This window comes from Streptomyces sp. NPDC000348 (assembly GCF_042898795.1).
Classification (GTDB): Bacteria; Actinomycetota; Actinomycetes; order Streptomycetales; family Streptomycetaceae; genus Streptomyces.
In genome coordinates this window covers 189,373-207,489 of record NZ_JBIAZD010000004.1, presented here as the reverse complement: position 1 = coordinate 207,489, position 18,117 = coordinate 189,373, and the positions used below count along the sequence as shown (strand labels likewise).

Annotated in this window: 17 protein-coding genes; 7 read left to right on the top strand and 10 right to left on the bottom strand. The window is 73.1% G+C overall.

The genetic code is table 11. From position 1 onward, the window contains the following. Positions 1–139: 139 nt before the first annotated feature. Positions 140–1,951, bottom strand: a complete 1,812-nt coding sequence (locus ACFY3N_RS10555) for a S8 family serine peptidase (RefSeq protein WP_390816232.1) — start codon at positions 1,949–1,951, stop codon at positions 140–142. A gap of 890 nt (positions 1,952–2,841) precedes the next feature. On the opposite strand from ACFY3N_RS10555, the gene ACFY3N_RS10550 reads away from it, so the two are divergent. The 5 genes from ACFY3N_RS10550 to ACFY3N_RS10530 are packed head-to-tail and all read left to right on the top strand — an operon-like array spanning position 2,842 to position 7,642. Next, positions 2,842–3,852, top strand: coding sequence for a substrate-binding domain-containing protein (locus ACFY3N_RS10550; RefSeq protein WP_390816231.1), 1,011 nt, complete (start codon positions 2,842–2,844; stop codon positions 3,850–3,852). Between the two features lie 51 nt (positions 3,853–3,903). Then, positions 3,904–6,270, top strand: a complete 2,367-nt coding sequence (locus tag ACFY3N_RS10545; RefSeq protein ID WP_390816230.1) for a nitrate- and nitrite sensing domain-containing protein — start codon at positions 3,904–3,906, stop codon at positions 6,268–6,270. Continuing rightward, positions 6,267–6,698 carry a roadblock/LC7 domain-containing protein gene (locus ACFY3N_RS10540; protein ID WP_085575286.1) on the top strand — a complete coding sequence of 144 codons (432 nt, stop codon included), beginning with the start codon at positions 6,267–6,269 and terminating at the stop codon, positions 6,696–6,698. Before ACFY3N_RS10545 ends, ACFY3N_RS10540 begins: the two co-directional genes overlap by 4 nt. Position 6,699: 1 nt before the next feature. Beyond that, positions 6,700–7,059 carry a DUF742 domain-containing protein gene (locus ACFY3N_RS10535; protein WP_390816229.1) on the top strand — a complete coding sequence of 120 codons (360 nt, stop codon included), beginning with the start codon at positions 6,700–6,702 and terminating at the stop codon, positions 7,057–7,059. Then, positions 7,046–7,642: an ATP/GTP-binding protein gene (locus ACFY3N_RS10530; protein ID WP_390816228.1), complete on the top strand. Its 597-nt coding sequence runs from the start codon at positions 7,046–7,048 to the stop codon at positions 7,640–7,642. The genes ACFY3N_RS10535 and ACFY3N_RS10530 overlap by 14 nt, the downstream gene beginning before the upstream one ends. 43 nt (positions 7,643–7,685) lie before the next feature. On the opposite strand, the gene ACFY3N_RS10525 is transcribed toward ACFY3N_RS10530, so the two are convergent. The 7 genes from ACFY3N_RS10525 to ACFY3N_RS10495 all read right to left on the bottom strand — a co-directional run bounded on the left by ACFY3N_RS10525 (position 7,686) and on the right by ACFY3N_RS10495 (position 13,946). After that, entirely contained in the window at positions 7,686–8,645 is a 960-nt protein-coding gene (locus ACFY3N_RS10525) for an ABC transporter substrate-binding protein (RefSeq protein ID WP_390816227.1), read from the bottom strand. A 74-nt stretch (positions 8,646–8,719) separates the two neighbouring features. Next, positions 8,720–9,385 carry an ABC transporter permease gene (locus ACFY3N_RS10520; RefSeq protein WP_390816226.1) on the bottom strand — a complete coding sequence of 222 codons (666 nt, stop codon included), beginning with the start codon at positions 9,383–9,385 and terminating at the stop codon, positions 8,720–8,722. Further along, positions 9,382–10,083, bottom strand: coding sequence for an ABC transporter permease (locus ACFY3N_RS10515; protein WP_390816225.1), 702 nt, complete (start codon positions 10,081–10,083; stop codon positions 9,382–9,384). Before ACFY3N_RS10515 ends, ACFY3N_RS10520 begins: the two co-directional genes overlap by 4 nt. Next, the gene (locus ACFY3N_RS10510; RefSeq protein WP_390816224.1) at positions 10,080–11,204 is read right to left on the bottom strand and encodes an ABC transporter ATP-binding protein; all 1,125 of its coding nucleotides are present in this window, start codon (positions 11,202–11,204) and stop codon (positions 10,080–10,082) included. Before ACFY3N_RS10510 ends, ACFY3N_RS10515 begins: the two co-directional genes overlap by 4 nt. Positions 11,205–11,382: 178 nt before the next feature. Beyond that, positions 11,383–12,123, bottom strand: coding sequence for an FAD:protein FMN transferase (locus ACFY3N_RS10505; protein ID WP_390816223.1), 741 nt, complete (start codon positions 12,121–12,123; stop codon positions 11,383–11,385). Between the two features lies 1 nt (position 12,124). After that, a complete protein-coding gene (locus ACFY3N_RS10500; protein WP_390816222.1) occupies positions 12,125–12,532 on the bottom strand; it encodes an FMN-binding protein in 408 nt (135 codons plus the stop codon). Between the two features lie 73 nt (positions 12,533–12,605). Continuing rightward, on the bottom strand, positions 12,606–13,946 hold the full coding sequence (locus ACFY3N_RS10495) for a ferric reductase-like transmembrane domain-containing protein (RefSeq protein ID WP_390816221.1): 1,341 nt from the start codon (positions 13,944–13,946) through the stop codon (positions 12,606–12,608). A gap of 151 nt (positions 13,947–14,097) precedes the next feature. On the opposite strand from ACFY3N_RS10495, the gene ACFY3N_RS10490 reads away from it, so the two are divergent. After that, positions 14,098–14,787 (top strand): response regulator transcription factor, encoded by a 690-nt coding sequence (locus tag ACFY3N_RS10490; RefSeq protein ID WP_390816220.1) that lies wholly within the window; start codon positions 14,098–14,100, stop codon positions 14,785–14,787. Between the two features lie 38 nt (positions 14,788–14,825). Then, positions 14,826–16,250: a sensor histidine kinase gene (locus ACFY3N_RS10485; protein ID WP_390816219.1), complete on the top strand. Its 1,425-nt coding sequence runs from the start codon at positions 14,826–14,828 to the stop codon at positions 16,248–16,250. A gap of 4 nt (positions 16,251–16,254) precedes the next feature. Here the strand turns inward: ACFY3N_RS10485 and msrB are convergent, their stop codons facing one another. Together msrB and murC are read right to left on the bottom strand one after the other, a co-directional pair. Continuing rightward, positions 16,255–16,662 (bottom strand): peptide-methionine (R)-S-oxide reductase MsrB, encoded by a 408-nt coding sequence (gene msrB, locus ACFY3N_RS10480; RefSeq protein WP_390816218.1) that lies wholly within the window; start codon positions 16,660–16,662, stop codon positions 16,255–16,257. A 14-nt stretch (positions 16,663–16,676) separates the two neighbouring features. Then, positions 16,677–18,065, bottom strand: coding sequence for a UDP-N-acetylmuramate--L-alanine ligase (murC, locus tag ACFY3N_RS10475; protein WP_390816217.1), 1,389 nt, complete (start codon positions 18,063–18,065; stop codon positions 16,677–16,679). Between the last annotated feature and the right edge of the window lie 52 nt (positions 18,066–18,117).

The window sequence follows — 18,117 nt, the reverse complement described above, 5'->3', positions numbered from 1 at the left end:
CATATCGGCCATAACGAACGAGCCCCTCCAAAGAAAACAGCACGTCCGGTATCTAAGTGTGTCAGGTGCCGGGGAAAAAGAGAACGGCGGGCCGACCGGTGCCCGTCCGCACCGGTCGGCCCGCCTTTTCGGGGGTGGATCAGAAGGTCAGCTGCCAGCCGTTGAGCCGGCCGGTGTCGTAGGACGCCGTGTCCTGCACCCGCAGCCTCCAGATGCCGTTCGCGGTCTCGGCGGACGCGTTCACCGTGTAGGTGGTCCGCACGTCGTCCGCGGAGTCCGAGGAACCGGCGGACTTCAGGCGGTACACCGAGCCGTCCGGCGCCACCAGGTCGACGACCAGGTCACCGCGGTAGGTGTGGGTGATGTCCACGCCCACCTGGAGGGCGGACGGCGCGTTGCCGCTGCGGCCGCCGACCGTGATCGGCGACTCGACCGCGGAGCCGTTGTCCGGGATGGCGACGGCGGTGGTGCTGGAGTACGTGGAGCCGGTGGACGTACCGCCCTTGACGGCCTGGACGGTCTTGGCGGCGTCCGCCAGGCCCGCGCCGCAGCCGCCGGAGCAGGTGCCGGGCAGCGCACGGGCGTTGGACTTGATCACCGACTCGATCCGGTCCGGGGTGAGGGCGGGGGCGGCCGACTTCATCAGCGCGGCGAGGCCCGCGATGTGCGGGGTGGCCATGCTGGTGCCCTGGTAGTAGGCGTAGTTCTCGGTCGACGGGGTGCGGGTGCCGGAGTTCAGCGTGGACAGGATGCCGTTGGCCGCGGTCGCGGTCTCACCGCCGGGCGCGGCGATGTCCACGGTCGTGCCGTAGTTGGAGTAGGAGGCGCGGTTTCCGGAGCGGTCGGTGGCGGCGACGGTGATGACGTTGCCGCAGTTCGCCGGGGAGGAGTTGGCGGCGTTCTGGTTCTCGTTGCCGGCCGCGACGACCACCGTGGTGCCCCGGCTCACGGCGCCGTTGATGGCGCTCTGGGTGGCGGTGGAGCAGGCGCCGCCCCCGCCGAGGCTCATGTTGATCACCTTGGCGACGTCGGCGTTGGCGGGCACGCCGGAGACGGCGCCGCCGGACGCCCAGGTGATGGCGTCGATGATGTCGGAGTCGTAGCCGCCGCACTTGCCGAGCACCCGCACCGGGGAGATCTTCGCGCCGTACGCGACGCCGGCGACGCCCTTGCCGTTGTCGGTGGCCGCGGCGATGGTGCCCGCGACATGGGTGCCGTGCCAGGAGGAACCGCCGCCGGTCGCCTGGCCGCACTCGCCGGCGGCGTACCAGTCGCCCGGGTCCGCCGGGTCGCCGTCGCGGCCGTTGCCGTCGACGGAGACGGCGGTGTCGGAGATGAAGTCGTAGCCGCCGACGATGTTCGCGGCGAGGTCGGAGTGGGTGACGTACCCGGTGTCGATGACGGCGACGGTGACGCCGCTGCCGGTGGCGAGGTCCCAGGCCCCCGGCACCCGCATGCCGGCGGTGGTCTCGAACAGGTCCCACTGCTTGCCGTACTCGGTGTCGTTCGGGGTGGCCAGCGGCTTGTTGAGGCGGTCCGGTACGACGTAGGCGACCTGCGGGTCGGCCCGGTACGCGGCGACGACGCCGGCGACGTCCGCCGTGGTGGGCTCGGTGCCCAGGCCGACGAGGGCGGCGCCGGTGCCGAGGCGGCGCCGGAAGTCGACGTCCTCGCCGGCCTCCTCGCCCTTGGTGGCGGCGTCCGCGGCGGCGGCCTCGTCCGACTTCGCCTCGGCGGCACCGGACTTGTAGCCGACGATGAGCCGTTCGGCCGGGGTGCCCGGGGCGGCCTCGGTGCGGGCCGCGGGGGCGGCCGGCGCCTCGGAGGGGGTGTCCTGGGCGGCGGCGGCCTGGGCGGACGCGGCCGTCAGCAGGGCGGCGGAGAGCGCGGCGACGGATATCAGCTTCCGTCTCGGGGAGGAGCCGTGGGGAGAGCTCGAGGAGGTGCGCAAGGGTGTGCCTTTCGTGCCGGGACTCCGGGCAGCGCGGAGTGTGGGGAGAGGAATCGATTCGCCTCGTCGTCGAAGCGGCGTGGGGTGAATCGAGGTGCGGCGGATCGGCCGGCCGGGCGCGAGCAGCCGACCGTCCGGGGTGTCCGGCGGGCCGACCGCGGTCGAACGATAGGCAGCGCGCGGGCTGCCCGGATACGGGGGAAACCCTCGATCCGGCCGGGAACCCACCCTCGCCGGAAGGCGGTTGACCGGGAACGGACCGCTATGCCCGCATCGCCGCGGAGGCGAACGCGCCAGGTGTCCGCCCGGTGGTGCGCGGAGGGCTCCCGGCGTTCCCCGCGCGCCGGCGCGTTCCGCGCGGATCCGACGGGCCCGGCCGCGGCCCGGCGGGGCCGCTCACCCGGCCCGGCCCGCCCGGGGAGCCGTCCGCCGAGGTGACGGACCCGTACCGGCGGACGGCGCCCACCGGTGCCGGACCGGACGGAACGTCATGCGCGGTACGGCGGGACGGCGGTGCTCCGGACGCGTACCGCGCGTGCCGGGACGGGGTGTTCCCGGGAGGAGGCCGCACCCGTGGGACCGGCGCCGGGGAGTCAGGCGCCCTCGTCACCGTCCCGGGGCCCTCCGCCCCGCTGCTCGCGGGCGGGAGCCGGAGCCGCTCCGTACCGTCCATACGGTTCGGCGGCGGGAGACGGCCGCACCGTACTCACCGTTCATCACAATGCGGCAGCATCGCCTCACTTCGCGTGGCTGTTCACTTGACGACCGGTGGTCCCACAGGGTTGGCTCCGGGCCAGTGAGAGTCACCCGTTCGGCGCATGCCCTCCGCGGTTCCGTCGGTACTCTCCCCCCTGCTCTTGCTCGGCCGCACAGCGAGGTCCGTACCCCTCATGAACACTCGTCCCCCGTCCCGCCGCCTTCAAAGACGCCGCCTGGCGGCGCTGGCAGCCGCCGTCGGTCTGCTGGCGACCGGCTGCTCGGCCTTCGGCTCGGCCGACGACTCCTCGGACTCCGCCGGCGCGGGCGCCTCCGGCGCCGGACGGATCAGGGTCGCGATGGTCACCCACGGCAGCGAGGACGACGCCTTCTGGGACCGGGTGCAGAAGGGTGCCGAGGCGGCGGCCGCCAAGGACGGCATCGAGCTGACCTACCTGAGCGACCCGGACCCGGCGGGGCAGGCCGCGCTGGTCCGCGAGGCGATCCGCGACGGTGTCGACGGCATCGCGCTGACGCTGGCCAAGCCGGCGGCCATGAAGGGCCCGGTCAACGAGGCACGGGCCGCGGACATCCCCGTGGTCGGGCTCAACTCCGGCATCGACGCCTGGAAGTCGGCGGGGCTGCTGGAGTTCTTCGGCCAGGACGAGAGCGTGGCCGGCCGGGCCGTCGGCGAGAAGCTGGACGAGCTGAAGGCCGAGCACGCCCTGTGCGTCGTCCACGAGCGCGGCAACGTCGCCCTGGAGGCCCGCTGCGCCGGCGTGAAGAAGGCGTTCGGCGGGACGACCGAGAACCTCTACGTGGACGGCACCGACATGCGCGCCGTCTCCGGCATCATCAGCGCCCGGCTGCGGCAGGACCCGACCATCGACGAGGTCGTCACCAACGGGGCGGACTTCGCGCTCACCGCGGTCGAGGCCGTCTCGGAGGCGGACAGCGAGGCCGACGTCGCCACCTTCGACCTCAACGAGGACCTGGTGGACGCCGTGCGCGGCGGCAACGTCCAGTTCGCCGTCGACCAGCAGCCCTATCTGCAGGGCTACCTCGCCGTCGACGCGCTGTGGCTGTACCGGACCAACGGCAACATCAGCGGCGGCGGGGTCGCGCCCGTGCTCACCGGGCCGGCGTTCGTCACGAAGGCCAACGCGGCCTCGGTCGCCGGGTTCGCCGCCGACGGAACCCGCTGACGGGCCCGCCCGTGCGCACTTCCCCCACCATCCGACCGCTCTAGGACCACGATGTCTCCACGGACAGGTGCCCGGCGCCGTCTCGGCTCCATACGTCTCTCGCTGTTCCTCCTCGCCCTGGTGCCCAGTGTCACCCTCGCCGGCATGTGGGGCCTGACGACGATCCAGATGTTCTCCGAGGGCCTGCAACTGCGTTCCCAGACGGGACTGAGCCGGTCGACCGGTGCGATGGGCACGCACGCCGCGCTCGCGCTGCAGCAGGAGCGCAGACTGACCGCCGCGTGGCTGGCCGAACCGGACACCCCCCGGACCGCCCTCGGGGCCCAGCGCGAGAAGACCGACGCGGCGGTGGCGAAGCTGGTCGGTCAGGCGGACGCGATCGCCGAGGCGCCGGCGCGCGTCTCGGACCGCCTGTACGGGGTGCTCGGCTCGGTGGGCAGCCTGGAGTACTACCGGGACCAGGTGGACCGGCCCAGCGACATCACCGCCGAGCAGGCGCTCGACCAGTACACCTCGATCATCGACGACCAGATCCACGCCTTCCAGGAACTCTCCCAGGTCGACGACGGGGACCTGACCTCCCAGGCCCAGCCGCTGATCGCGCTGGAGCACGCGGCGGAGCTGGTCTCCGAGGAGGACGCGCGGCTCACCCTCGCCTGGCCCTCCGGGCGCATGGACACGCAGGACTGGAGCGAGTTCGCGGAGCTGGTGCACACCCGCCGCTGGCTGGTCGAGGACCAGATCATCCCCTCCCTGCGCGGCGAGACCAAGGCGCAGACCGAGCAGATCCTGCGGAGTTCCGAGTGGCGCGCCCTGGAGGCGGTCGAGGACCAGGTGCTCGCGACCCCGCCCACGGGCAGGAGGAGCAGCGTCGAACTGCCGGACCTGCGGGAGCGGTGGGACGACGCCATGGACCGGGTCTCCCCGCAGTACGCCGCCATGATCCGCCAGCAGACCGACGCGCTGCTCACCCGCAGCGCCGACGAGGCCCGCAGCCTGCTGCTGACGGCCGCCTCGCTGAGCGCCGGCGGACTGCTCGCGCTGCTGCTGTGCGTCGGCCTGTCCTGGCGCATCACCCGCTCGCTGTCCCGCCGGCTGCGCGGTCTGCGGGTGGCCACCCTCGGCCTGGCCGAGGAGCGGCTGCCCGACGTGGTGGCCCGGCTGGAGCGGGGCGAGAAGGTCGACGCGGAGTCGGCGACGACCCCACTGGACTACGGCCACGACGAACTGGGCCAGGTCGCCCAGGCGTTCAACGCCGCGCAGCGCACGGCCGTGCACACCGCGGTCGAACTCGCCGACACCCGGCGCGGTTTCCAGAAGGTCATCCTCGGCATCGCGCGGCAGAGCCAGAACCTGGTCAACCTCCAGCTCAGCAAGCTCGACGCGCTGGAGCGCCGGCACACCGACCCCGAGGTCCTCAAGGGCCTGTACGAACTGGACTCCACCGCCAGCCAGTTGCGCCGGTACGAGGAGAACCTGGTCATCGTCAGCGGTGAGCGTCCCGGCCGTTCCTGGAGCGAACCGGTCGCGCTGATCGACATCGTGCGCAGTGCCGTCGGAGAGGTCGCCGAGTACCAGCGGGTGGAGGTGCTCACCGAGGAGGAGGTGTCGCTCGCCCCGCCCGCGGTGGCCGACGTCATCCATCTGCTGGCCGAGCTGATCGACAACGCGACGGTGTACTCGCCGGCCCCGAGCCCCGTCGGGGTGCGGGCGGCGATGGTGGCCAAGGGCCTCGCCGTCGAGATCGAGGACCGGGGCCTCGGCATGTCGGACGACGACTACGCCTCCCTGAACGCCCAGTTGGCCAGGGCTCCGCAGTTCGACGTGGTGGCGCTCGCCGACGACCTCCGGCTCGGCATGTTCGTGATCTCCCAGCTCGCGCACCGGCACGGCATCTCCGTGACCCTGCGTCCCTCGCCGTACGGCGGGACGACGGCGATCGTGCTGATCCCGCACGAGATCGTGGTGCGGGACGTGCCGTCCGGCGGTGACCGGCGGGAAACGCCCACCGAGGTCGCGCGGGACCGGGCCGACGACCGGCGCGAGGAGACCGCGGCGCCCCGGCCGGCGCCCGCCGCCCGTACCGTCCCCGCGCCGGCCGCGGCGGCGCCCGCACCCCGCCGGGACGGGCTCACCCCGCTCCCCCGCCGGGTGCCGCAGACCAGTCTGGCCGCCGAACTCCGCGAGGAGTCCGTGCCGGACGCCGAGGACGACTCGGGCTTCACCGCGGAACATGCCGCCTCCTCCCTCGCCGGCTTCCAGCGCGGCACGTCCCAGGCGCGGGACGACGACACCGACGAGGCCGGGCCGCCGGACGACGCGGACGGGACGGCCGCACCGGCGCGCGTTCCCGCCGGGCTCCCGACTCCGCACGCCGACCGCCGACCGCCGACCGCTTACGAAGGAACACCGTCATGACACGCCCCATCCCCGCCACCCACACCCAGCTGGACCAGCTGCTGACCGGACTCGTCGAGCGGGTCGCCGACGTGAACCAGGCCGTGGTGCTCTCCGAGGACGGGCTGGTGGTGAGCAAGTCCACCGGCTTCCTGCGGGACGACGCGGAACGCCTGGCGGCGACCGCGTCCGGCCTGATGAGCCTCAGCAAGGGCGTCAGCATGGACTTCCGCGGCGGCCCGGTGCGCCAGGCGCTCATCGAGATGGCGCACAGCTACCTGATCCTCACCTCGGCCGGTCCCGGCGCCCATCTGGTCGTGCTGACCGGTCCGGGCGCGGACGTCGGCGTGGTGGCGTACCAGATGAACATGCTGGTGAAGAAGATCGGCGAGCACCTCAGCGCGGCCCCGCGGGACATCGCCGGGCCGGCCGTCGACCCCGGCGTGTGAGGTGGGCGGAAGCGACTCGGCGGGCCGGCTCGTACGGCCGTTCACCCTGACCGGTGGCCGGACCCGGCCCAGCCGCGCCGACTTCACGCTCATCACGACGGTGACGGCGGCGGATCCGCAGCCCGAGGGGGCGGCCCGGCCGCAGCCCGAGCACGTCCGGATCCTGCGGATGTGCGCCGAGCCGGTGGCGGTCGCCGAGCTCGCCGCGCGTCTCGACCTTCCCATGAGCGTGGTCGTCATCATGCTGTGCGACCTGCTGGAGGCGGGCCGGATCACCGTCCGCCCGCCGCACCCCGTCGACCGCACCACTGTGGACCTGGATCTGCTGCAGAAAGTGAGGGAGGGCCTTGGCCGGCTCTGACACCACCGCCCGGGCATCCGCGGCGCGTCCGGCACCCGACACGGTCAAGATCCTGATCGCCGGTGGCTTCGGCGTGGGCAAGACGACCATGGTCGGCTCGGTCAGCGAGATCGTCCCGCTGCGCACCGAGGAGCCGCTGACCATGGCGGGTCTGGACGTCGACGACCTGAACGGCGTCGAGGAGAAGCGGGCCACCACGGTCGCCCTGGACTTCGGCCGGATCTCCGTCTCGGACGACCTCGTGCTGTACCTCTTCGGCACGCCGGGGCAGCAGCGGTTCTGGTTCATGTGGAACGACCTGGCCGTCGGCGCCCTGGGCGCGGTGGTGCTGGTGGACGTGCGCAGGCCCAGGACCAGCTTCGCCGCGATCGACTTCTTCGAGCGCCGGGGCATCCCGTTCGTGATCGCCGTCAACGGCTTCCACGGGGAGCACCCGTACCCGGTCGAGGACATCCGTGAGGCGCTGACGCTGCCGGACGGCGTGCCGGTGCTGCTGTGCGACGCGCGGGAGCGGGAGTCGTGCCGGGACGTGCTGATCGCGCTGATCGACCGGCTGATCGCGCAGGCGGTCCCGGCGCCGTGAACGGCCCGTGGGGTGCGGCCCGTTCGCCGCACCCCGTGCGGGGTCAGTCCAGGCCGGCCGACTTCAGCCAGGCCTTCGCCACGTCCAGCGGGTCCTTCTTCTCCAGCTGCACCTGGGCGTCCAGGTCGAGGAGGGTCTCGGTGTCGAGCTTCGCGGAGACCGCGTTCAGCGCCTCCACGCCCTCCTGCGGCAGCCCCTCCTTGCGGACCAGCGGGGTGACGTTGGCGAAGCCGAAGAGGTTCTCCGGGTCCTTCAGGACGACGAACTTCTCCTTGACTATGGTCGGGTCCGTGGTGAAGACGTCCGCGGCCTGGACCTCGTTCCTGCTGAGCGCCGCCTGGGTGAGCGGGCCGCCCGCGTCGAGCGCCTTGAACGACTTGAACTTCAGTCCGTAGACGGTCTCCAGGCCCTTCAGCCCCTGCTGCCGGGTCTGGAACTCGGGCGAGCCGCCGATCACCATCTCCGGCGCCGTGTCCTTGAGGTCGGCGAGGGTCGACCCGGCGGTGAGGCCGTACTTCTCCGCCGTCTCCGCGTTGACGCCGATGGAGTCCTTGTCCTCGGCCGGCGACGACTCCAGCAGCGTCAGCGACTTGTCCAGCTCGGCCCTGGCGGCCTCGTTCACGGCGTCCGCCGAGCCCTGCTCCGCATCGGGGTCGAGGTAGGCGAGGAGGGAGCCGTTGTACTCCGGCAGGACCGTGATGGAGCCGTTCTTCATCAGGCCGTACGTCGTCTCACGGCTGCCGATGTTGTGCTTGTAGGTGACCTTGAGGCCCTTCGCCCGGAGCGCCTCGCCGTAGATGTCGGCGAGCAGGGTGCTCTCGGCGAAGTTGTTCGAGCCGACGACGACGGTGCCGGCCTCGGCCTTCTCGCCGCCGAGGGGGTTGTCCGGGGTCTCGTCGGAGGAGGAACAGCCCGCGAGCAGCGCCGCCGCGGCGGTGAGCAGGGCGGCCGCCGCGCCGGTGTGCCTCGTCCTGGACCTGCTGCTCTTCGCGGTAGGAGTCATTCGCCGATCCAATCCAGCCGTTCACGGTGAGTCAAGAACGTCCGGGTCACGTTTGCCGTACATCTGACCGGACGTCAGCGCCTGCGCACTCCGGGGGAGACCACCAGCCGTCCCGCCGCCCAGAAGACCACGAGGGTGAGCAGCGCCAGGACGGCCACCAGCGTGGCGCCGCCGACCACCTTCTCGTAGTCGCGCTGGTAGAGCCCGTCGATGATGTACCGGCCGAGTCCGCCGAGACTGACGTAGGCGGCGATGGTGGCCGTCGACACGATCTGGATGGCCGCGGAGCGCAGGCCGCTGAGGATCAGCGGGAGCGCCACGGGCACCTCGACCTGGAAGAGGACCCGCGACTCGTGCATGCCCATGCCCCTGGCGGCGTCCACCGGGGCGGGGTCCACGGAGCGGACCGCCTCGTAGGTGGTCACCAGGATCGGCGGGACGGCCAGCACGACCAGCGGGATCATGACGGGCAGCAGACCGAAGCCGATCAGCAGCACGGCCAGCACCAGCAGGCCGAAACTGGGCAGGGCGCGGGCGGCGTTGGCGAGGAAGGCGAGCGCGTTGCCGCCGCGTCCGGTGTGGCCGGTCAGCAGACCGACGGGCAGCCCGATCGCGGCGGCCGCGGCGAGGGCCAGCACCGAGTACTGGAGGTGCTCCCGGAAGCGCTGCGGGATGCCGTCGTAGCCGTGCCAGTGGGCGCTGTCGCTGAAGAAGGCGTCGACGAAGGTGAGGACGTTCACCGGACCGCTCCCTCCGGGGTGGTCTCCGCCCGCCGCGCGGCGGGCTCCGGGCGGGTGCCGCCGCGCGGCATCCACGGCGTCAGCAGCACCCGCAGCACGACCAGCAGGGCGTCGCAGGCGATCGCCAGGACGGCCATCGTGACCACGGCGTTCACCGCGAGTTCGGGCCGGTCGTACTTCTGCGCGGCGGCGAGCAGGTTGCCGAGGGCGCCCTGGTTGCCGATCAGGGCGCCGACACTGACCAGGGAGATGCTGGACGCGGTGGCGACCCGGAGCCCGGCGATGACGGCGGGCGCCGCGATCGGCAACTGGACCTGGAGGTAACGGCGTACGGGGCCGAAGCCCATGGCGGTGGCCGCGGCGATGGTCTCGTCCGGCACCGAGCGCACGCCGTCGACGACGGCCGGGACCAGGACGACCAGGCTGTACAGGGCCAGCGGGATCATCACGGTGAGTTCGGTCTGGCCGGTGTAGTCGATGAGGACGACGAAGAACGCCAGGGAGGGGACGGCGTACAGCACGGTCGTCAGGCCGAGCACGGGCGGGTACAGCCAGCGGAAGCGCCCGCACAGCTGCGCGATCGGCAGCGCGAGGAGCAGTCCGGCGGCCACCGGCAGCAGGGCCTCCCTCATGTGCAGTCCGATCAGCCCGGCCCAGCTGTGCTGGAGGTCGCTGGGGATGTCGAAGAAGCCGGTCATCCCGCGACCTTCTCCCCGCCCACGCGACCGGCCGCGTGGGCGGTGCGGATGGCCTCGCCGATGGCCTGCTGGGAGACGACGCCGGTCACCCGGCCGCCGTCGTCCACGGCGACCGCCCAGCCGACGGGTGAGAGCACGGCGCGGTCGAGGACGGCCCGCAGGGAGTCGGTCCCGGGCACGAACGGCCGCCCGTACGGCAGCAGTCGGTCGGTCCTGACGTCCCCAGCGGTCAGCTCCTCGCGGGCGGCCCAGCCGAGCGGGCGGCCGTCGGGGTCGGTGACCAGGAGGTGGGGGGCCTCGGTGGCGGCGATCCGGCCGGCGGTGGCGTCGGCCGGGATCACGGCGTCGGTGGTCAGCTCCAGTGCGGTGGAGGGGAAGAAGGACAGCCGCCGGATGCCGCGGTCGGCGCCGAGGAAGTCCTCGACGAAGCCGTCCGCGGGGTTCGACAGCAGTTCGGCGGGCGGCGCGTACTGGGCGAGCCGGCCGCCCTCGCGCAGCACGGCGACCATGGTGCCCAGTTTGACCGCCTCGTCGATGTCGTGGGTGACGAAGACGATGGTCTTGCCCAGCTCGTCCTGGATGCGCAGGAGTTCGTCCTGCAGCCCCTTGCGCACCACGGGGTCGACGGCGGAGAACGGCTCGTCCATCAGCAGCACCGGCGGATCCGCGGCGAGCGCCCGCGCCACGCCGACGCGCTGCTGCTGGCCGCCGGAGAGCTGGTACGGGTACCGCTCGGCCAGCGAGGGGTCCAGGCCCACCCGCTCCATCAGCTCCGCCGCCCGTTCCCGGGCCCGCTGCCTGCCCCAGCCGAGCAGGCGGGGCACGGTGGCGATGTTGTCGACGATCGTGCGGTGCTGGAAGAGCCCGGCGTTCTGGATGACGTACCCCATGGACCGGCGCAGTGCGGTGACCGGCTGCCGCCGGGTGTCCTCACCGTCGAGGAGGATCGTTCCCTCGGTGGGTTCGACCATCCGGTTGATCATGCGGAGGGTGGTCGTCTTGCCGCATCCCGAGGGTCCGACGAGGACGGTGATCGAGCGGTCGGGGATCTCCAGCGACAGCCGGTCGACCGCCACCGTGCCGTCCGGGTACCGCTTCGTGACTGAATCGATCCGTATCAAGACGCGGAACACCCTTCCGGTGGACGGACGGTACTGGCCTGGGCCTGACGGTCTGACGCCGGTCGAGTCTAAACGGCGCCCCCGGCAAGCGCCTTGAAGCGCCGGACACCCGTGTCGCCGGGGGCACGGGCGCCGGGAAACGCTCGGGGGGCGCTGCGGTGCCGCGCGGGACGGGCGGTCATGCCGCCTCCCCCGCCGCGTCCGCCGCCGGGAAGCCCGGGGACCGCAGGACCCGGCGGTCCGCCGTCACGGCGAAGACCTCGCAGCCGGGGCGGGCGGCGGCCCATGCGACGCCCTCCGGGCCCAGGGCGTAGGCCGCGGTGGCGACCGCGTCCGCCCGGGTCAGGGTGGGGGCGGTGACGGTCAGGGCGAGCAGGCCGGTCGCCGGGCGGCCGGTGCGCCCGTCGACGATGTGGTCGCCGCGTTCGTAGCGCGCGGAGGTCGCGACCGCGCCGTCGGTGAGCTCCAGGACGGTGCACAGCCGGTCGGCGTGTTCCGGGTGCCGTACGCCCACCCGCCACGGCCCGCCCGCGGCGACCACGTCCCCGCCGGCGTTGAGGCAGAACCGCCGCGCTCCCGCCGCCCGCAGCAGCTCGGCGCCCTTCTGCACCGACCAGCCCTTCACCACCGCGCACGGATCGAGGCGCCGCCCCGGCAGCCGCACGTCGAACGCGCCCCCGGTGGCGATCCGGTACCGCTCGCACAGGTCGAGGATCCCGGTCAGCTCGGGGCTGATCCGGTCCGGGCCCAGCTCGCCCCGGTCCAGGCGGGAGACCTCGCTGTCCTCGTGGAACGGGCTGAAGCGGGCGTCGGCCTCGCGCAGCCAGGCGAAGAGGCCGTCCGCCGCGGACTCCCCGAACCCCTCGTCGTCGACGCGCAGTGACACCGGGAAGCCCATGACGTGTTCGACGCGCCGCATCTCAGGAGCCCTGCGCGTCGAGGGCGGCCTGCAGCGACTCGCGGTAGCCGTCGCTGGTGACGGTGGCGCCGGAGACCGTGTCGACGTCGGCGCTCTGTGCCTCCAGTGTCTCCTCGATCAGCACCGGTACGGCGGCCGTGGTCTGCGGGTGGTCCGGCTGCCGGAGCATCCGCACCGCGCTGATGCGGTCGCCGTCGAGGGTGACCTCGACCTGGACGGGGCCCTTCTCGGTGTCGACGGTGGGGCCGGCCACCACCCGGGTGGTGCTGCCCGGGGAGCCCGGGGACGCGGACACCGAGGGGGCGGGCGCGGGTCCGGCGACCGCGGGCTCCGGGGCGGACGGGGTGTAGCGCCAGACCGGGACCAGTCCGGCCACGGTCAGGGCCAGGACGGGCAGTGCTCGTTTCACGGTGTTCTCCTCGTTCCCTGCGTTCCCTGCGTTCCCGTCGTTCCCTGCGTTCCCGTCGTTCGCCCCGCGTCCGTCATCCGGCCAGGCTGAAGCGCTCGTAGTGGATCTGCCGCTTCGGTACGCCCAGTTCGCGCAGGCCGCGCAGGACCGCGGTGGTCATGCCGGGCGGGCCGCAGACGTAGACGTCCCGGCCGGTGAGGTCGGGGACCAGGCGGGACAGCTCGCCGGGGGCGAGCCGGTCCGGTACGGGCGGGCCGGTGATCAGGTGGAGTTCGGCGCCCTTGGCGAGGGCGAGTTCGCGCAGTTCGTCGTGGAGCACGGCGTCGGCCTCCGTGCTCACGCGGTAGAGGACGACGGCGTGGCCGTCCAGCTCCTCCAGCAGGGCCCGGATCGGGGTGACGCCCACGCCGCCGGCGATGAGCAGGGCGTCCGGGCGGGTGCGGTGCAGGGTGGTGAAGGCGCCGTAGGGGCCCTCGGCGAAGACGCGGGTGCCGGGCTTCAGGTGGCGCAGGGCCGCGCTGCCGTCGCCGGCCGCCTTCACGGTGAGCCGCAGGGTGCGGCCGTCGGGCGCGGCGGACAGGGAGAACGGGTTCGCCTGCCACCAGCGGTCCTTCGTCAGGAACCGCCACAGGAAGAACTGGCCGGCGCGGGCGGGCAGCCGGTCCAGGTCACGGCCGGTGATGTGGACGGAGACCACGTGGTCGTTCTCGGGGACGACGGCCGTGACCCGCAGCCGGTGGCGCAGGTTCCGCCAGAGCGGGAGGACCAGCCGGCCGGCGAACACCGCGGCGAGAGCGGCGCCCCACAGTCCGTACCAGTAGGCGGTGGCGGCCGTCGAGGCGGTGAAGGTGGAGCCGACGGCGACCTGGTGGGTGAAGGCCAGCACCACGGCGACGTAGGTGTAGAGGTGGATGAAGTGCCAGGTCTCGTAGGCGAGGCGGCGCCGGGCGCGGCGGGCGGAGACCGCGCCGACGACGAGGATCAGCGCCAGCGCGACGACCGCGCGCAGCACGCCCTCGACGGTCTCGGCGAGGTCGACGAGCTGGTTCACCGGGTCCATCGAGGACATCTCGGCGTAGCCGAAGGTGATGAAGACGGCGTGGCCGAGGAGCGTCCACAGCAGTCCGAAGCCGACCCGGCGGTGCCACAGGGTCAGCCGGTCCATGCCGATCCGGCGGTCCAGCCAGGGCAGCCGGGCCACCAGCAGCAGCTGGAGCGCCATCAGCAGGGCGGCGTACAGGCCGGTGAGGCGGCCGAGTACGACGAGGGCGTTGGCGCCGAAGCCCGCCTGGACGAAGAGGACGGCCACCACCAGCGCGTTCGCGGCGGACAGGGCGTACAGGCCGATGCGCGCCGCCGCTCCGGGGCGTCGCCTCGCGGTGGGGGGTGCGGGAGGCGGGTGGACAGCTGTCACGCCGGAAACTCCTTGATCGGGTCCTGTAGGACACCGAGCTTGGTCACAGACGCTGTCGATTCCCTGTCGGTCGACTTTCAGGTTTTTATCGATCAGGACGCGGTGGTGCACCGCCTCTGGCGCCGGAGGCGGTGTGCCGCAGTATGGGCGGGTGGAAAAAGTACGACTCCTCGTCGTGGACGACGACCCGCCGATAGCCGACCTGGTGGCGACGGTCGCCCGCTACGAGGGCTGGGAGGCGGTCACCGCCAACTCGGGTGAGGAGGCGCTGCGCCGCGCCGCCGGGTTCCGCCCGGACATCGTGGTGCTCGACCTGATGCTGCCGGACGTCGACGGCTTCGGCGTCCTGGACCGGCTGCGGCGTTCCGGGACGATGGTGCCGGTGGTGTTCCTCACCGCCCGGGACGGGGTCGCCGACCGGGTGGCGGGGCTGACCCGGGGCGGGGACGACTACCTGGTCAAGCCGTTCGCCGTGGAGGAGCTGATGGCCCGGCTGCGGACGGTGCTGCGGCGCAGCGCGGGGCCGGGGTACCGGCGGTCGGTGCTGCGGGTGGCGGACCTGACGATGGACGAGGACACCCGCGAGGTGCGGCGCGGCGAGCGGCTGCTGTCGCTGACGCCGACCGAGTACGAGGTGCTGCGCTATCTGATGCGGCGCTCGCCCACCGTGCTGACCAAGGCGCAGATCCTGGACCACGTGTGGGAGTACGGCTTCGGGGGCCGTTCCAACGTGGTGGAGCTGGTGGTGAGCCGGCTGCGGCGCAAGCTGGACGACACCGGTGCGCCGCTGATCCAGACGGTGCGGGGCTTCGGGTACGTGATCCGGCAGGCCGCCGAGTGAGGGCGGTCGTCCGGCGGCCGCGGGAGACGTACCGGCGGATGCGCCTGGGCACCCGGCTGGCGCTGGGCCTCGGGGTGCTGTCGCTGGCGGTGTTCGCGGTCGTCGGCACCGCGCTCACCACGTCCATGCACGACTATCTGGAGCGGCAGCTGGGCGACCAGCTGAAGCTGATCCAGGCCGTGCAGGCCAAGGACGCCGCGGCGCACGGCACGGTCCGGCGGAAGCCGTACTACGGCTGGTACACGGCGGTGTACGACGTCTCCGGCGACGCCGTCACCCTGCGCAGGCCCTCCGACGTGCCCGAGGACACCCGCGCCCTGGCCGACCTCGCGCGGGCGATGGCGCGCTCCGACACCGACCTGACGCGCACCGCGCGCATCCGCGGGGAGGGCACCTACCGGCTGCGCGGCTGCGAGGTCGAACCGGGGGTGGTGCTGGTGAGCGCCGCGCCCGTGGAGGACATCGAGGAGACCGTCGGGCAGCTGATCACCGTGCAGGTCGTGGTGTTCGCGCTGGCGCTGCTGGCCCTGGTGGTGTTCGGGCGGCGGATGCTGCGGCGCGGGCTGAAGCCGCTGAGCGACATGGCGCACACCGCGCACGGCATCGCCTCGCACGACCTGACCGAGTCGGCGGCCCGGCTGCCGCTGCGCGCGGGCGGACGGGACGGCGGCCCGGAGGTGGCGGAGCTGCGCACCGCGTTCAACACGATGCTGGAGCACATCGACGGCTCCCTCGCGGTGCGCGCGGAGGCGGAGCTGCGGCTGCGCCGGTTCGTGGCGGACGCCTCGCACGAACTGCGCACCCCGCTGATGTCGGTGCGCGGCTACGCGGACCTGTTCCAGTACGCCGCCGCCAACGAACCCGCCGAACGCGAGCGGCACCTGGCCCGGCTGCGGGCGGAGGCCGCCCGGATGGGCGTGCTCCTCGACGATCTGCTGCTGCTCGCCCGGCTGGACGCGGCGGAGGTGGAGGCGCCGCTGCGGACGGCGGACACGGATCTGGCGGAGCTGGTCCAGCAGGCCGCCGACGCGTTCCGGGCGAGCCACCCGGGGCATCCGCTGACGGTGACGGCCGGCGCCGGCCCGCTGGTCCTGCGGCTCGATCCGCAGCGCGTACGGCAGGTCCTGGACAACCTGCTCACCAACGCCGCCGTGCACACCCCGGCCGGTACCCGGGTGTCCGTGGCGGTCCGCGTCGCCGGTGACTCGGCGCTGGTGCGGGTCACCGACGCGGGCCCCGGTGTCCCGGCGGAGGACCGGGAGCGGGTCTTCGACCGCTTCTACCGGGTCGACAAGGCCCGCAGCCGGGACCGGGGCGGCAGCGGGCTGGGCCTCGCGGTCGCCCGGTCCCTGGTGCGGGCGCACGGCGGCGGGATCGAGCTGAGCGGCGGACCGGGGGCGACGGTCTTCACCGTACGGCTGCCCCTGAGCGGTGCGGACGGGGCGCACCGCGGGGGCCCCTGACGGATCAGCCCTCCGCGGGCCGCAGCCGCAGCGAGATGCTGTTGATGCAGTACCGCTGGTCCGTGGGCGTCGCATACCCCTCACCCGCGAACACGTGTCCGAGGTGGGAGCCGCAGCGGGCGCAGCGGACCTCGGTGCGCACCATTCCGTGCGACCGGTCCTCCACCAGTTCCACGGCGTCGGTGTCCTTCGGGTCGTAGAAGGACGGCCAGCCGCAGTGCGACTCGAACTTGGTGGTCGAGGTGAACAGCTCGGCGCCGCAGGCGCGACAGGAGTAGACGCCCTCGGCCCTGGTGTCGGTGTACTCGCCGGTGAAGGCGGGTTCCGTGGCCGCCTGGCGCAGAACGGCGTACTCGGACGGGGACAGTTCCGCGCGCCACTGCTCGTCCGGCTTCTCCACGTCGTACGGCATGAGAATCGAGCCCCTTACTTCGACAGACGGTCCAGGATGCGCGGGCCGAGGTCGGTGACGTCGCCCGCTCCCATGGTGAGAACGAGATCACCGGGCTTCGCCATTCCCGCGATCACCTCGGGGATCTCCGCCTTGTCGTGGACGGCGGCGACGTCCGCGCCGGCCGCCCGGGCCGCCTCGATGATCAGCTCGCTGGTGACGCCGGGGATCGGGTCCTCGCGGGCCGGGTAGACGTCCAGCACCACCGAGGCGTCGGCCAGGGACAGCGACCGGCCCATCTCCTTGCCCAGCTCGCGGGTGCGGGAGAACAGGTGCGGCTGGAAGACGACGAGGATGCGGGCGTCCCCGACGGCGGCGCGCATCGCCTCCAGGTCGGCGGTCATCTCGGTCGGGTGGTGCGCGTAGGAGTCGACGACCTGCACGCCGGCGGCCTCGCCCTTGAGCTGGAGGCGCCGCTTCACCCCGGTGTACGCGGCCAGCGCGGGGGCCAGCTCGGCGGCCGGGACGCCGAGCGCCACGCCCGCGACGAGCGCGGCCACGGCGTTGTGCGCGTAGTGCCGGCCGGGGACCGACACGGTGAAGGTGAGCGGGGCGCCGTCGAGCTCGACGGTCACCTCGCTCTTCAGCCCCTGCGGGACGACCGACAGCACGCGCACGTCGGCGTCCGCCGACTCGCCGTACGTCACCGTCCGCACCGAGCCGTCCAGCCGCCGGGTCAGCTCGCGGGCGCCCTCGTGGTCGGCGGAGATCACCAGGGTGCCGCCGGGCACGATCCGGCCGACGAACGTCCCGAAGGACTCGTGGATCTCCTCCATGGAGGCGTAGTTGGCGTGGTGGTCCAGCTCCACGTTGAGGATGATCGCGACCTCGGGCGCGTACGTGTGGAAGCTGCGGTCCGACTCGTCGGCCTCGGCGACGAAGATCTCGCCGGCGCCGTGCAGCGCGTTGGAGCCGGGGGCGTCCAGGTCGCCGCCGATCGCGTACGACGGCTCGCGGCCCAGCTCGGTGAGGGAGACGGCCAGCATGGAGGTGGTGGTGGTCTTGCCGTGGGTGCCGGCCACCGCGATCGGCCGCAGCCCGTCCATCAGGGCGGCGAGGGCGTCGGAGCGGTGCACCACCGGGATGCCCAGTTCGGCCGCCCGGACCAGTTCGGGGTTGTCCTCGCGGATCGCGGAGGAGACGACCACACAGCTGGCGTCGTCGGCGAGGTGCCCGGCGGCGTGCCCGATGTGGACGGTGGCGCCCAGCGCGCGCAGGGCGTCGGCGGTCGCGGAGTCCTTGGCGTCGCTGCCGGCCACCTTCGCCCCGCGCTGGGCGAGGATCTTGGCGATGCCCGACATCCCGGCGCCGCCGATGCCGATGAAGTGCGGTCGGTCCATGGCGGTAGGAAGGCCGGGTGCCATGCGTGTTCTCCCAGTGGTGCGACGAGCGGGACGGCGGTCTTCGCGCTCCCGC

What these genes read in the sequence shown, in the direction of transcription:
- ACFY3N_RS10550 (WP_390816231.1), top strand. Translation starts at nt 2,842, where the DNA reads ATGAACACTCGTCCCCCGTCCCGCCGCCTTCAAAGACGCCGCCTGGCG.
- ACFY3N_RS10545 (WP_390816230.1), top strand. Translation starts at nt 3,904, where the DNA reads ATGTCTCCACGGACAGGTGCCCGGCGCCGTCTCGGCTCCATACGTCTC.
- ACFY3N_RS10540 (WP_085575286.1), top strand. Translation starts at nt 6,267, where the DNA reads ATGACACGCCCCATCCCCGCCACCCACACCCAGCTGGACCAGCTGCTG.
- ACFY3N_RS10525 (WP_390816227.1), bottom strand. Translation starts at nt 8,645, where the DNA reads ATGACTCCTACCGCGAAGAGCAGCAGGTCCAGGACGAGGCACACCGGC.
- ACFY3N_RS10515 (WP_390816225.1), bottom strand. Translation starts at nt 10,083, where the DNA reads ATGACCGGCTTCTTCGACATCCCCAGCGACCTCCAGCACAGCTGGGCC.
- ACFY3N_RS10505 (WP_390816223.1), bottom strand. Translation starts at nt 12,123, where the DNA reads ATGCGGCGCGTCGAACACGTCATGGGCTTCCCGGTGTCACTGCGCGTC.
- ACFY3N_RS10485 (WP_390816219.1), top strand. Translation starts at nt 14,826, where the DNA reads ATGCGCCTGGGCACCCGGCTGGCGCTGGGCCTCGGGGTGCTGTCGCTG.
- msrB (WP_390816218.1), bottom strand. Translation starts at nt 16,662, where the DNA reads ATGCCGTACGACGTGGAGAAGCCGGACGAGCAGTGGCGCGCGGAACTG.
- murC (WP_390816217.1), bottom strand. Translation starts at nt 18,065, where the DNA reads ATGGCACCCGGCCTTCCTACCGCCATGGACCGACCGCACTTCATCGGC.